Genomic DNA, 12,647 nt, shown 5'->3' on the forward strand with positions numbered 1-12,647 from the left:
CCTGTTTGCGCCCGAATGGCCGCGCACGCACAGGGTTTCCGAAGCATGTTTGCGGACCGCATCGAGCACAAGTGGATCGAGGCCTTCGCCGAGGTTCTGGCGAAATGCGCCGTGAAGCCCGGCGAGGCGGTGGCGATCCTGTCTGAGACGCAGTCGCGCGCGCTGAACGTGCATCTCGCGGAACTCGCCCTGCTCCAGCTCGGCGCACGGCCTTTCCACCTGGTCGTGCCCACGGGGCGGAACCCCTATCCCGTGCCCGTCCGCTCCACCGGGGCCAGCGAGGCGATCGGCGGGCTGGAACCCGTTGTGGGCGCGCTGGCCGCCAGCGGGCTGGTGGTGGACCTGACGGTGCAGGGGCTGATGCATGCCCGTGAAACCGCCGCCATCCTGAAAGGCGGCGCCCGTATCCTCTCCATCTCGAACGAACACCCCGAGGCGCTGGAGCGCATGCGCCCGGACGAAGCCCTGGCCGCGAAGGCGAAAGCCGCGACCAGGATGCTGCGCGGCGCCAGGCGAATGAGCGTGCGATCGGAAGCCGGCACGGCGCTGGAGATCGACATGGCCGGCGCCACCACCGTGGGTGTCTGGGGTTGGACGGACCGGGCGGGCACCCTGGCCCATTGGCCCGGCGGGCTGGTGGTGAGCTTCCCCGCGGCCGGCACGGTGAACGGCACGCTGGTGCTGGACACGGGCGACATCAACCTGACCTTCAAGCGGTACCTCGCCGCCCCGATCCGCCTGACCATCGAGAGGGACTATGTCACCGCCATCGAGGGCAGTGGCCCGGATGCGGAGATGATGCGCCAGTCCTTCGCCGCCTGGGGCGACAGGGAAGCCTATGCCGTCTCCCATGTCGGCTTCGGCATGAACCCCGCGGCGCGGTACGAGGCGCTCTCCATGTATGGCCAGCGCGACACCAATGGGACGGAGCTGCGGGCCGTTTCCGGCAACTTCCTCTTCTCCACGGGCGCGAACGAGTTCGCGGGCCGCTACACGCCCGGGCATTTCGACATCCCGGTCATGGGCACGGACATCCTGGTGGATGGCACCCCCGTGGTGGTGAAGGGCGCGCTGCAGGACGTGTTCGGCTGATTTTGTGCTGGACAGTTATATGACATTTCATATGATCCGGGGCAGGCAGGGCTGGTGCAGGCATGGCGGGTAAGGCTTCGGTCGTGATGCTGCACGGGATCGGCGCGGATTCGCGGCTGTGGCAGCCCCAGGCCGGGAGCTTTGCCGAGCGCGGCTACGACCCTGTTCCGCTGGACTTCCCGGGATATGGCGCCCGCCCACCGGTCGGGGCGATGGATTTCGAAGGGCTGGCCGCCGATGTGGAAGCCGCCATCGCCGCGCGCGGCCCGGGGCGTGTGGTGCTGCTTGGCCATTCCATGGGCGGCATGGTGGCCCAGGCCCTGCTGCGCCGCCGGCCCGGTGCCTATGCTGCCGCCATCCTCTGCGCCACCAGCCCGGCCTTCGGGAATCCCTCGGGCGAGTTCCAGCAGAAATTCGTCGCCGCCCGGCTGAAGCCGCTGGATGAGGGCCGGACCATGGCTGACATGGCGGAGGAGAACTTCGCCCATCTCACCGGCCCGCGCGGCGCGGGAACGCCCTGGCGGGACCATGCCATCGCCGTGCTGGGCGCCACCCCCTCCCCCACCTTCCGCGCCGCCGTGCGCTGCCTTGTCACCTTCGACGAGCGCGCCGCGCTCGGTGCCATCCGCATTCCCGTGCTGTGCCTGGCCGGGGAGGCCGATACCAACGCCCCGGCCCCGGTGATGGAGCGCATGGCCGGGAAGATCCCGGGCGCCGAATACCGCTGCATGCCCGGCATCGGCCACCTGCCGAACATCGAGGCGCCGGAGGAATTTGACGCGATCGTCCTGGATTTCCTGGACCGCCACCTGAACGAGAGGAATGCGTGATGGACAGCCTGCCGAGCGAGCTGGCCCAGGACGAGCCGATCTTCGCGCCCGAGGCCTTCAACCTCACCCCCCAGCAGGCGGAGCTGACCGCCCGCGCCCGCCGCTTCGGCAAGGCCGTGCTCGCGCCCCGCGCCGCGGAATACGACCGGGAGGCGCGCTTCCCGATCGAGAACTTCCGGGACATGCACGGCGAGGGCCTGCTGCGCATCTGCGTGCCGGAGGAGGATGGCGGAGAAGGGGCGGATTTCACCACCTACTGCCTCACCGCCGCAGAGCTGGGCCGCTATTGCGGCGCCACCGCGCTTTCCTGGAACATGCATGTCTGTTCCACCCTCTGGTCCGGCCTTCTCTCGGAAGACCTGGAGATGCCCGAGGGGGAGCGTGCCGCGCATCGCGCACGCCGCGCGAAGCACTACGCCCGGATCGTGAGGGACGGGAAGATCTACTCCCAGCCCTTCTCCGAAGGTGGCGCCGCGGCCGCCGGGGCCGTCGCCTTCGGCACGGAGGCCCGCCCGGTGGAAGGCGGCTACATCATCAACGGCAAGAAGATCTTCGCCAGTCTTTCGGGCTCCGCCGACTATTACGGCATTCTCTGCACCGAGCGTGTGGGCGACGAGGCGGCGAGCCGCCGCAACACCCTCTACCTCGCCGTTCCCGCCGATGCGCAAGGTGTCTCGGTGGTGGGCGACTGGGATCCGCTGGGCATGCGCGGCACGGTCTCCCGCACGCTGCTGCTGAAGGACGTCTTCGTGCCAGAGGACGCGATGCTGATGCCGCGCGGCGTGTATTTCCAGGCCGCGGGCCGCTGGCCGCACATGTTCATGACGCTGACGCCCACCTATATGGGCCTGGCGCAGGCAGCCTATGACTTCACCGTCTCCTATCTGCGCGGTGAGCTGCCGGGCATGCCGCCGGTGAAGCGCCGGATGTTCCCCACCAAGCAGATCGCGGTGGCGGAGATGCGGGTCATGCTGGAGCAGACCAAGGCGCTCTGGTTCCAGGCCATCCGCGAGGCCCGCCCCGACCCGACGCGGGAGCAGGTGCAGCGCGCCTATGCCGCGCAATACACGGTGATGGAGAACGCCAATGCGCTGGCGGCCAAGGCCATCCGCACCTGCGGCGGCCAAGCCATGCTGAAGAGCCTGCCGCTGGAGCGCATCTACCGCGACAGCCGCTGCGGCTCCCTCATGCTGCCCTGGACCGCCGAGATCTGCCTGGACCGGCTGGGCCGCGACACGCTCTACAAGCCCGGAGAGAAGGACGACTGAGCGGGTGACGAACCTCGCCACCCTCATAGACCGCAACGCCGGCTTCGCGCCGGACAAGACCGCGATCCGCTTCGAGGGGCAGGCGATAACCTATGCCGCCCTTTCGCGGGATATCGCGCGGGCGGCCTTCCTGCTGCGCACCCGCTACGGCGTGGGCAAGGGCGACCGGGTGGCGGTGCTGGCATCGAACCACCCCGCCTATCTCATCCTGCTCTATGCCTGCGCGCGGCTGGGCGCGATCCTGCTGCCGCTGAACTGGCGCCTCGCCGCGGCGGAGCTGGGATATATCCTCGGCCATGCCGAGCCGCGCGTGGGCTTCGTGGAACCGGGTTTCGCCGAAACCCTGCGGCAGGCCGCGCCGGACCTGCCCGCGGCGCCGCTGGACATACCGTATGCAGGCGCGGATGCGGATGGCCCGGGCGTGCTCGAGGATCCTCTCCTCCTCGTCTACACCTCCGGCACCACCGGCCGCCCCAAGGGGGCGCTGCTGCGGCAGGAGGCGCTGTTCCACAACGCGGTGATGAGCCAGCACATGCATGGCATGGTCGCGGAGGACCACATCCTCTCCGTCCTGCCTTTCTTCCATGTGGGCGGGCTGAACATCCAGACCACGCCGGCGCTCCAGGCCGGCGCCACCGTCACCATCCATTCCCGCTTCGTGCCCGAGGCCGTGCTGGCCGCCATCGCGCAGGACCGGCCGAGCCTCACCCTGCTGGTTCCGGCCACCCTCCGCGCCCTGCTAGCCCTGCCCGGCTGGGCGGATGCGGACCTCTCCCCGCTGCGCGCCATCAGCACGGGATCCGAGCCCGTGCACCAGGCGTTGATCGATGCCGTCACGGCGCGTGGCCTGCCGCTGCTGCAGGTCTATGGCGCGACGGAGAGCTGCCCCATCGCCATCTACACGCGCCTGGGCGGCGATCTCTCGCGCGGCTCCTCCACCGGGCTCCCCGGACTGCTCTGCGAGGCGCGCATCGCTGATGATGCCGGGCGGGAACTGCCCCATGGCATGGCGGGCGAGGTGATGCTGCGCGGCCGCAACATCTTCTGCGGCTACTGGCGGGACGAGGCCGCCACGCGCGAATGCATGCAGGACGGATGGTACCGCACCGGCGACATCGGCACGCGGGACGAGGAGGGCTATTTCTTCGTCCATGACCGCCGCAAGAACATGATCATTTCCGGCGGGGAGAACATCTACCCCGCGGAGGTGGAGCGCGTGCTGCTGGAGCACCCGGCCATCGCGGAAGCCGCCGTGCTCGGCGCGCCCGACCCGAAATGGCAGGAGGTGCCGGTCGCCTTCCTCGTCCTCCGCGCCGGCGCGGTGCTGGAGGAGGAGGCGGTGCGCGCGCATGTCTCGGCCCGGCTGGCGCGCTTTAAGGTGCCGCGCCGCGTGGTCTTCACCGATAGCCTGCCCCGCACCGCCCTGGGCAAGGTGCGGCATTTCGAGCTTCGTCCCCTGATCGGAACCGACGCATGACGCTACGCATCGCCGTCCTCGGTGGCGGCAATGGCTCCTTCGCCGCCGCCGGGGACATGGCCCTGGCCGGGCATGAGGTGCGGCTTTGGCGGCGCGACGCGGCGGCCGTGGAGGCGCATCGCGCGGCGGGCAGCACCATCGCCGTGAAGGATTCGAAGGGCGTGCATGAGGCGCGGCTGGCCCTCCTCACCACCGACATGGCCGAGGCGGTGCGCGGCGCGCAGCTGATCCTCTGCCCGGCCCCGGCCACGGCCCAGGCCGATATCGCGCGCCTCCTGGCGCCCTGCCTGGAAGATGGCCAGGTGGTGTTCCTGCCACCCGGCACGCTCGGCACGGTGCTGATGGCGCACACCCTGCACGAGAGCGGCCGCCGGCCGGAGGTGGCCTTCGCCGAAACCGGCACCCTCCCCTGGCTCGCCCGCAAGCACGGGCCGCACCAGGTGGCCGTCACGGTCCGCGCCGTGCGCCTGCCCGTCGGCGTCTTTCCGCTGGACCGGGCGGAGATGGCGCTGAAGGTGATCGGCACCGCCTTCCCCGGCGTGATCGAGCCCTGCGGCGATGCGCTCTCCGGCGCGCTGATGAATGCGGGCGCCATCATCCATCCGCCACTCATCGTCATGAATGCCGGCCCGCTCGAGCATTTCGAGAAATGGGACATCCACAACGAGGGCACGGTCCCCGCCATCCGCCGCACCACCGACGCGCTGGATGCCGAGCGCATGGCGGTGCGCGAGGCCCTGGGCTACGGCCCGCCGCATTATCCGCTGGCGCATCACTACGCCAAATCGGGCGAGGAATGGATGTATGGCCGCGCCTCCCATGACCGGCTGACGGAATCCGGCGATTGGCGGGAGCGGATCATCCTCACCGAGCATCGCTACATGACGGAGGATCTGCGCCTCGGCCTGTCCCTCATCATCTCCGCGGCCGCGCTGGCGGGGGTGGAGGTGCCGCTGGCCAAGGGCTTCTCCGCCATCGGCGCCGCCATCCGCGGGGATGCTCCGGATCATGGTGGGCGGAGGCTCGCGGATGTCGGGCTGGGCGGGTTGGACCGTGCGGGCATCGATCGGGTGCTGCGCCATGGCTTCGCCTGAACGCATCCCGGTCGCCTGCCTTGGCGCGGGGCGGATGGGGCGCGGCATCGCCGTGCAATTCGCCTATGCCGGGCACGAGGTGGTGCTGCTGGACGCGAAGCCCCGCCCGGCGGAGGCCTTCGAGGCCCTCCAGAACGAAGCCCTGGCCGAGATCGGCGCCGCGCTGCGCACCCTGGGCGAGCTGGGCCTTTTCGATCCGGTCCTGGCGGAGGCGCTGCTCGCCCGCGTGCGCGTGGTGCCGGATTCCGGCGCGGCGGAGGCCCTGGGCAGCGCCGGCATCGTCTTCGAGGGCGTACCGGAGGTGCTGGATCTCAAGCGCGAGGCCCTGGCCCGCGCCTCGGCCCTGATGGCCCCGGATGCCATCCTGGCCTCCACCACCTCCACCATCCTGGTGGATGACCTCTCCCCCGCCGTGGCAGGGCCGGAGCGGTTCCTGAACGCCCATTGGCTCAACCCGGCCTATATCATCCCGCTGGTCGAGGTATCGTCCGGCCGCGCCACGGCGCCGGAGACGGTCGCGCGGCTGAACGCCCTGCTGGAATCCGTGGGCAAGGTGCCCGTGACCTGCGCGGCCAGCCCCGGCTTCATCGTGCCCCGCATCCAGGCCCTGGCCATGAACGAGGCCGCCCGCATGGTGGAGGAAGGCGTCGCGAGCGCCGAGGACATCGACAAGGCCGTGAAATACGGCTTCGGCTTCCGCTTCGGCGTGCTGGGGGTGCTGGAGTTCATCGACTGGGGCGGCGGCGACATCCTCTACCATGCCAGCCGCTACCTCACCGGCGCGCTGGGGCATGAGCGCTACCGGGCGCCGGAAATCATCGAGCGCAACATGCAGGAAGGCCGGATCGGGCTTCGCACCGGGCAGGGTTTCCTGAATTATGACGGCCAGGATATCGAATCCTATCGGCGGCGGCGCCTCGGCGCCCTCGTCGATCGACTGCGGGCCGAAGGGCTCGCCAAACCACCCGTGTTGCCGGACTGAACTGGCGCGGAGCAGGACGACGAGGGGCGAAGCAGGTCAGCACGGCGGCACGCGGATAACCAAGGCGGAGACTGCTGCATGTTGGGTCGTAGGGGGTTTGCCGGTTTGGCGCTGGGCGCCGGTGGCGCGGCGCTGGCTTCACGCGCGTGGGCGCAGGGCCACTGGCCGGACCGGCCGTTGCGCTGGGTGGTCGGCTATGCGCCGGGCGGCGCGAGCGACGTGTTCGCGCGCATGATGGCCCGGCAGATGACGCCTGGCCTGGGCCAGAGCATCGTGGTGGAGAACCGCCCCAGCGGCGGCGCCATCGTGGCGACCGAGAGCGTGGTGCGCGCCCCGGCCGATGGCTACAGCCTGCTGCATGTCGACAATGGCGTGCTGATCTACAACCCGGCCCTCTATGCACGGCTTCCCTTCGATCCGGACAAGGACCTGACCAGCGTCGGCTTCATCGGCCGCTTCCCCATGCTGCTGGTGGTTCGGCAGGACAGCCCGCACGCGGATTTCAAGGCCCTGCTGGCCACGGCGAAAACCCGCGCGGTCACCTATGGCACGCCCGCCGTCGCCTCCCCGCACCAGCTCACCATGGAGGTGGTGAAGCGCCGCTCCGGGCTGGAGGCCACGCATGTTCCCTATCGCGGCACGCCGGCCACGCTGAACGGCGTGCTGGATGGTTCGGTGGATTGCGCGGTGCTGGATGCCAGCAGCGCCCTTCCGGCGATCAAGGGTGGCCGGATCCGCGCTCTGCTCGTCGCGGGGGACCGTCGCGCGGCCAGCCTGCCGGATGTGCCCACCGCGATCGAGCTCGGCTTCCCGGACACGGTCGCCTATGGCTGGCAGGGCGTCTGCGTCGCGGCGGGCACGCCGCCCGCCATCGTCGCGCGGCTGAACGAGGCCATGCGCGCGGCCGTCGCCAGCCCGGAGATGACGAAGCACATGCAGGAGATGGGGGTGGAGGCGGTGCCCCACAGCCCCGCGCAGATGGCCGAGTTCGTGCGGGCGGAAAACGCCACCTGGCGCCCCCTCATCCAGGAACTCGGCATCCGGCTGGACGGCTGAGGGGCCGCTCAGGTCCCGCAGAAGGTCATGTAGGGAACCTCGCCTGCCGGGGGCGGAACATCCGCCTCCGGTTGGTCCTCGAAGGGCCGGGACAGGCTTTCCAGAAGGCGTTCAAAGGGCCCCAGGTCATCCTGCTGCATCGCGGCCGCCAGCGCCTCCTCCACCATGTGGTTGCGCGGGATCACGGCCGGGTTCACCGCCCGCATGGCCGCGGCGCGGGCGGCCGGATCGCCACCCTCCTCGGAAAGGCGCGCACGCCAGGTCGCGGCCCAGGCGTCATAGGCCGCGGGATCAGAAAAGAGGGCGCGCACCGCCGCGTCGCCCTCCGGCGTTTCCGCCGCGCGGCAGAGGCGGCGGAAGGTCAGCGTGAAATCGGCGCCGTTGGCCGACATCGCCTTCAGCAGCTCGCCCGCCAGGGCCACATCGCCCATGTGGTCCCCGGGCAGGCCGATCTTCGCGCGCAGCCCGCCGAGATAGGCGGCCTCGAAGGCCGGGGCGAAGCCGTTCAGCACCTCAGTGGCGACGGCCAGCGCGGCTTCCTCGCTCTCGCCCAGCAGCGGCAGCACGGCCTCGGCCAGCCGGGCCAGGTTCCACTGCATGATCCGGGGCTGGTTGCCATAGGCATAGCGGCCGAGCTGGTCGATGGAGCTGAACACGGTCGCCGGGTCGTAGGCGTCCATGAAGGCGCAGGGGCCGTAGTCGATCGTCTCGCCGGAGATGGAGGTGTTGTCGGTGTTCATCACCCCATGGATGAAGCCGATCAGCATCCATTGCGCGACCAGCGCCGCCTGGCGCGCCACCACGCCTTCCAGCATGGCGCGATAAGGGTTCTCAGCCCCCGCCGCCTCGGGGTAGTGCCGGGCAATGGCATGGTCCGCCAGGACCCGCAGCCCTTCCACATCCCCCCGCACCGCGAAGAACACGAAGGTGCCGACGCGGATGTGGCTGGAGGCGACGCGGGTGAGCACCGCGCCGGGCAGCGGCGTCTCGCGCATCACGGGCTGGCCGGTGGCCACCGCCGCCAGGGCGCGGGTGGTGGGCACGCCCAGCACCGCCATGGCCTCGCTGACCAGGTATTCCCGCAGCACCGGCCCCATGGCCGCCCGCCCGTCGCCGCCGCGGGAGAAGGGCGTGCGGCCGGAACCCTTGAGCTGGATATCGAAGCGCTTTCCGTCCGGCGCCACCACCTCGCCCAGCAGGATGGCGCGGCCATCGCCGAGCTGGGGCACGAGGTTGCCGAACTGGTGCCCGGCATAGGCGGTGGCAATGGGCTCCGCCCCCTCCGGCACCCGGTTCCCGGCGAGGATCTCGGCGCCCTCGGGCGTCGCCAGGGCGGCAGGGTCCAGCCCCAGCCGCTCGGCCAGGGCCGTGTTCAGCTTCAGCAGCCTTGGCGAGGCCACCGGCGTGGGGTCCAGCCGCGCACGGAAGCGGTCCGGCAGGCGGGCATAGGAATTGTCGAAGGGGAAGCGGATCGCCTCGCCCTTCCGGGCCGCCTCAAGCGTGCCGGGATCCGAAATGCTCATGATCACGGGCAGATCGCGGCGGGCAGGCCCGGAAACAAGGCCAGGGGGCATCGCGTCCCCGTGAGATTCACCCCGGCTCGCGTCGCGACAGGGCCGCCAGCCGCGCCGCCGCCCCGGCATTCGCCTCGTCCTCGATGGCGCGGTAGTTCCGCACCACCGCCTCCCCCAGGGGCGTGAGCCGCGCCCCTCCTCCGCCCGGGCCGCCGGCTGCGGTCTCGGCCACAGGCTGGCCGAGGCCGTTGTTGAGCGCCTCGACCAGTTCCCAGGCGCGGCGATAGGACATGCCCAGCGCCCTGCCGGCGCCGGAGATGGAGCCGGCGCGGGCGATTTCCTCCAGCAGCCGCACCTTTCCCGGCCCGATCCGCACCCCGCCGCCGAGATCGATGCGGATGCTCAGGCGCGGGCCGGGCGCGCCGCCCCGGGGCTCGCCCTTCGCGGGGGCCATGGGCGGCGGCCCCGGGTCAGTTCCGGCGAACGGAAAGCTGGGTGAGGGCCATGGTCAGCTCCATGCGCCCCACCTCCCACTCGGCGGCCACGGCATGGATGATGGCCTGCATGCGCTCGCGCCGCGCGGGCGTGCCCGGGGGCAGGCTCCGCACGAGGTCATCGGCATCCAGCGCGGCCTGCGCGGCGGCGATGGCGCTGGCCATGCCGGAGGGATCCGGGGTGGGGGTGTCGTCGCTCATCCGCCCATCCTAGCCCGCCGCATCGGGAAAGGTGATTCCTTCCGGCCGGGTCGTTCCCGGCCGGAAGAAGGCCCGGTCAGTCGGCCGAGGCGCCGGAGTTCTGGATCGTCTCCCGCCACATCGGGCGCTCGCGCGAGGCGCGGGCGGCCGCATCGGCCGGCGTGGTCCAGATCGGCTTGGCGCCAACGCGGGCGAAGCGCTCGCGCTGGGTGCTGTCCTCCACCGCGGCCTTCAGCGCGGCATTCAGCCGCTCCACCACCGCATCCGGGGTGGCGGCGGGAACCACGAAGCCGCCCCAGACAGTGACGGTGAAATTGTCGATCCCGCCCTCGGCCATGGTCGGCACGTTCGGCAGGGTCGGCCAGCGCTCGGCGCTCGTCACGGCCAGGGCGCGGATCTGCCCCGCCTCCACCAGCGCCTGGTAGGAGGCGACGCCGTCGATCGCGAAATCGATATCGCCGCTCAGCAGCGCCGGCTGGATCTGCGCCGCGCCGCGATAGGGCACATGCACCGCCTCGATCCCCAGGCGCGAGAAGAGCATGGCGGAGGAGAGATGCGTGGTGGTGCCGACGCCGGTGGAGCCATAGGTGATGCCGCCGCGCTTGGCCTTCGCCCAGGTGACGAATTCCTGCATTGTCTTCGCCTGCACCTTGCCCGGGGCGACGACGGCGATGTTGGGGAATTCCCAGCCCAGCGAGACCGGGCGGAGATCCTTCTCCACGTCATAGGGCACGGACTTGTAGAGATACTGGTTGATCGAGAAGTTGCTGACCGTACCGGCGCCGACCGTGTAGCCGTCCGGCGCGGCCTTCGCCACGGCGTCGATCCCGATATTGCCGCTCGCGCCCGGGCGGTTCTCGATCACCACGGGCTGGCCGAGCGTGCCGCTCATATGCTCGGCATAGAGGCGCGCGATCACGTCGGTCGCACCACCCGGCGGATAGGGAACGATCAGGCGGACCGGCCGCGCGGGCCAGTTCTGCGCGCGGGCGATGGAGGGCAGGGCGAGCGCCGCGCCGATGGCGGAGCCCAGAAGCGTGCGACGGTTCATGAAGCGGTTTCCTCTCTGGCGGATCATGCGGGCCGTTCAGGCCTCGGGGGGGAGCACCTTGCCGGGGTTCATCATCCCGGCGGGGTCGAGCAGCGCCTTGACGCGCCGCATCAGCGCGATCTCGGCGGGATCGGTCACGCGGCCCAGCCGCGCGCGGTTGCTGATGCCGATGCCGTGCTCGGCGCTGATCACGCCGCCCAGCGCCGCCGTCTCGTCATCCACCACCGTGTTGATGCGCAGCGCGACGGGCGCGGCGGCCGTGGCATCGGGGAAGCGCGCGGCATCGAGGATGGCGAGGACATGGATGTTGCCGTCGCCGATATGCCCGTGCATCACCACGCGCGCATCCGGCACCTGTTCCAGGATCCGCCGCTCCACCTTGCGCGCGAACAGCGCCTGGTTCTCCAGCGGCACCACGCTGTCATGGCTGACGACATAGCCGGCGCGCTTGCTGCCTTCGGACACGCTGTGGCGGATCTTCCACAGCGCATGGGCCTGGGCCTGGCTTTCCGCGATCACGGCATCCGTCACCAGCCCTTCCTCGAAGGCGGCGCCGAGCACCTCCTCCAGCGGCGTGCGGAGATCGGTGCCGGCGAGCGTGTCGGTCAGCTCGATCAGCAGGTACCAGGGCGCCTCCAGCGCGAAGGGGATGGAGACATCGGGCACATGCTCGGCGATCACCTCGATCTGGCCGCGCGACATGGCCTCCAGACTCGCCAGCCGGTCGCCCACCATGTCCCGCAGGCGGCCCATCAGGGTCAGCGCCGCCTCGATCTCCGGCAGCGCCACCATGGCCAGGGCCGAGGCGCGCGGGCGGGGGAAAAGCTTGAGGGAGGCCGCGGTGATGATGCCCAGCGTGCCCTCGGCCCCGATGAAGAGCTGCTTCAGGTCATAGCCGCTCGAATTCTTGCGCAGTCCCTGAAGGCGGTTGAGCACGCTGCCGTCGGGCAGAACCACCTCCAGCCCCAGCACCAGCTCCCGCGTGTTGCCATAGCGCAGCACGGCGGTGCCGCCGGCATTGGTGGCGATGTTGCCGCCGATCTGGCAGCTGCCCTCGGCGCCCAGGCTGAGGGGAAAGAGCCGGTCCACCCCCGCCGCCGCTTCTTGGATGGTCTGCAGGATGCAGCCGGCCTCGACCGTGATGGAGTTGGCCAGGGCGCTGACCGCACGGATGCGGTTCAGCCGGTCCAGCCGCAGCACCACGGCGCGGCCGGAGGCATCCGGGGTGGCGGCGCCGCACATGCCGGTGTTGCCGCCCTGGGGCACGAGGGCGACGCCGTGGCGCGCGCAGAGCTTCACCACCTCCGCCACCTCGGCCGTGCTGGCGGGCTTCACCACCGCGGCGGCCCGCCCGTGATAGCGGCCGCGCCAGTCCACCACATAGGGTTCCTGGTCCTCGTCCGGGGCAGTCACGTATTGGCGGCCCAGCAGGGCGGCCAGCTCCGCCACCAGGGCGGTGTTCTCGGCGACGGCGAGGCTCATGGGGCGGGGCGGCTCCATCCTGCGGGCGCGGGAGGACGGATCAGGCTGTTCACGCATCCTCCTGATCCCTTTGCAGCGGCACGCCATCGGGGCGGCCAGTCCTACA

General features: G+C 70.8%; 12 protein-coding genes. 7 read left to right on the plus strand and 5 right to left on the minus strand.

The features are described 5' to 3' along the window. Positions 1–45: 45 nt before the first annotated feature. The 7 genes from J8J14_RS06745 to J8J14_RS06775 all read left to right on the plus strand — a co-directional run bounded on the left by J8J14_RS06745 (position 46) and on the right by J8J14_RS06775 (position 7,799). Positions 46–1,092, plus strand: coding sequence for a M29 family metallopeptidase (locus J8J14_RS06745; RefSeq protein ID WP_209378708.1), 1,047 nt, complete (start codon positions 46–48; stop codon positions 1,090–1,092). A gap of 62 nt (positions 1,093–1,154) precedes the next feature. Then, positions 1,155–1,922, plus strand: a complete 768-nt coding sequence (locus J8J14_RS06750) for an alpha/beta fold hydrolase (RefSeq protein ID WP_209378709.1) — start codon at positions 1,155–1,157, stop codon at positions 1,920–1,922. Next, complete coding sequence (locus tag J8J14_RS06755; protein ID WP_209378710.1) at positions 1,922–3,190, plus strand: acyl-CoA dehydrogenase family protein; 1,269 nt, start codon at positions 1,922–1,924, stop codon at positions 3,188–3,190. Before J8J14_RS06750 ends, J8J14_RS06755 begins: the two co-directional genes overlap by 1 nt. Before the next feature lie 4 nt (positions 3,191–3,194). Beyond that, positions 3,195–4,667 (plus strand): class I adenylate-forming enzyme family protein, encoded by a 1,473-nt coding sequence (locus J8J14_RS06760; protein WP_209378711.1) that lies wholly within the window; start codon positions 3,195–3,197, stop codon positions 4,665–4,667. Continuing rightward, entirely contained in the window at positions 4,664–5,761 is a 1,098-nt protein-coding gene (locus tag J8J14_RS06765; RefSeq protein WP_209378712.1) for an NAD/NADP-dependent octopine/nopaline dehydrogenase family protein, read from the plus strand. The genes J8J14_RS06760 and J8J14_RS06765 overlap by 4 nt, the downstream gene beginning before the upstream one ends. Beyond that, the gene (locus J8J14_RS06770; RefSeq protein ID WP_209378713.1) at positions 5,748–6,743 is read left to right on the plus strand and encodes a 3-hydroxybutyryl-CoA dehydrogenase; all 996 of its coding nucleotides are present in this window, start codon (positions 5,748–5,750) and stop codon (positions 6,741–6,743) included. The genes J8J14_RS06765 and J8J14_RS06770 overlap by 14 nt, the downstream gene beginning before the upstream one ends. A 78-nt stretch (positions 6,744–6,821) precedes the next feature. After that, the gene (locus J8J14_RS06775; protein WP_245215501.1) at positions 6,822–7,799 is read left to right on the plus strand and encodes a Bug family tripartite tricarboxylate transporter substrate binding protein; all 978 of its coding nucleotides are present in this window, start codon (positions 6,822–6,824) and stop codon (positions 7,797–7,799) included. Positions 7,800–7,807: 8 nt separating this feature from the next. On the opposite strand, the gene J8J14_RS06780 is transcribed toward J8J14_RS06775, so the two are convergent. The 5 genes from J8J14_RS06780 to J8J14_RS06800 form a co-directional block, all read right to left on the minus strand. After that, positions 7,808–9,322: a protein adenylyltransferase SelO gene (locus J8J14_RS06780; RefSeq protein ID WP_209378714.1), complete on the minus strand. Its 1,515-nt coding sequence runs from the start codon at positions 9,320–9,322 to the stop codon at positions 7,808–7,810. Between the two features lie 67 nt (positions 9,323–9,389). Continuing rightward, positions 9,390–9,767, minus strand: coding sequence for a winged helix-turn-helix domain-containing protein (locus J8J14_RS06785; protein WP_209378715.1), 378 nt, complete (start codon positions 9,765–9,767; stop codon positions 9,390–9,392). A gap of 16 nt (positions 9,768–9,783) precedes the next feature. Beyond that, positions 9,784–10,008 carry a hypothetical protein gene (locus tag J8J14_RS06790; protein ID WP_209378716.1) on the minus strand — a complete coding sequence of 75 codons (225 nt, stop codon included), beginning with the start codon at positions 10,006–10,008 and terminating at the stop codon, positions 9,784–9,786. Between the two features lie 76 nt (positions 10,009–10,084). Then, complete coding sequence (locus J8J14_RS06795; RefSeq protein ID WP_209378717.1) at positions 10,085–11,059, minus strand: Bug family tripartite tricarboxylate transporter substrate binding protein; 975 nt, start codon at positions 11,057–11,059, stop codon at positions 10,085–10,087. A gap of 36 nt (positions 11,060–11,095) precedes the next feature. Further along, positions 11,096–12,541, minus strand: a complete 1,446-nt coding sequence (locus tag J8J14_RS06800; RefSeq protein ID WP_209378718.1) for an FAD-binding oxidoreductase — start codon at positions 12,539–12,541, stop codon at positions 11,096–11,098. Between the last annotated feature and the right edge of the window lie 106 nt (positions 12,542–12,647).

This window comes from Pararoseomonas baculiformis (assembly GCF_017813395.1).
Classification (GTDB): Bacteria; Pseudomonadota; Alphaproteobacteria; order Acetobacterales; family Acetobacteraceae; genus Roseomonas; species Roseomonas baculiformis.

Coding starts and splice junctions, on each gene's coding strand:
- J8J14_RS06745 (WP_209378708.1), top strand. CDS start 46: ATGTTTGCGGACCGCATCGAGCACAAGTGGATCGAGGCCTTCGCCGAG.
- J8J14_RS06750 (WP_209378709.1), top strand. CDS start 1,155: ATGGCGGGTAAGGCTTCGGTCGTGATGCTGCACGGGATCGGCGCGGAT.
- J8J14_RS06755 (WP_209378710.1), top strand. CDS start 1,922: ATGGACAGCCTGCCGAGCGAGCTGGCCCAGGACGAGCCGATCTTCGCG.
- J8J14_RS06765 (WP_209378712.1), top strand. CDS start 4,664: ATGACGCTACGCATCGCCGTCCTCGGTGGCGGCAATGGCTCCTTCGCC.
- J8J14_RS06770 (WP_209378713.1), top strand. CDS start 5,748: ATGGCTTCGCCTGAACGCATCCCGGTCGCCTGCCTTGGCGCGGGGCGG.
- J8J14_RS06775 (WP_245215501.1), top strand. CDS start 6,822: ATGTTGGGTCGTAGGGGGTTTGCCGGTTTGGCGCTGGGCGCCGGTGGC.
- J8J14_RS06780 (WP_209378714.1), bottom strand. CDS start 9,322: ATGAGCATTTCGGATCCCGGCACGCTTGAGGCGGCCCGGAAGGGCGAG.
- J8J14_RS06785 (WP_209378715.1), bottom strand. CDS start 9,767: ATGGCCCCCGCGAAGGGCGAGCCCCGGGGCGGCGCGCCCGGCCCGCGC.
- J8J14_RS06790 (WP_209378716.1), bottom strand. CDS start 10,008: ATGAGCGACGACACCCCCACCCCGGATCCCTCCGGCATGGCCAGCGCC.
- J8J14_RS06795 (WP_209378717.1), bottom strand. CDS start 11,059: ATGAACCGTCGCACGCTTCTGGGCTCCGCCATCGGCGCGGCGCTCGCC.
- J8J14_RS06800 (WP_209378718.1), bottom strand. CDS start 12,541: ATGAGCCTCGCCGTCGCCGAGAACACCGCCCTGGTGGCGGAGCTGGCC.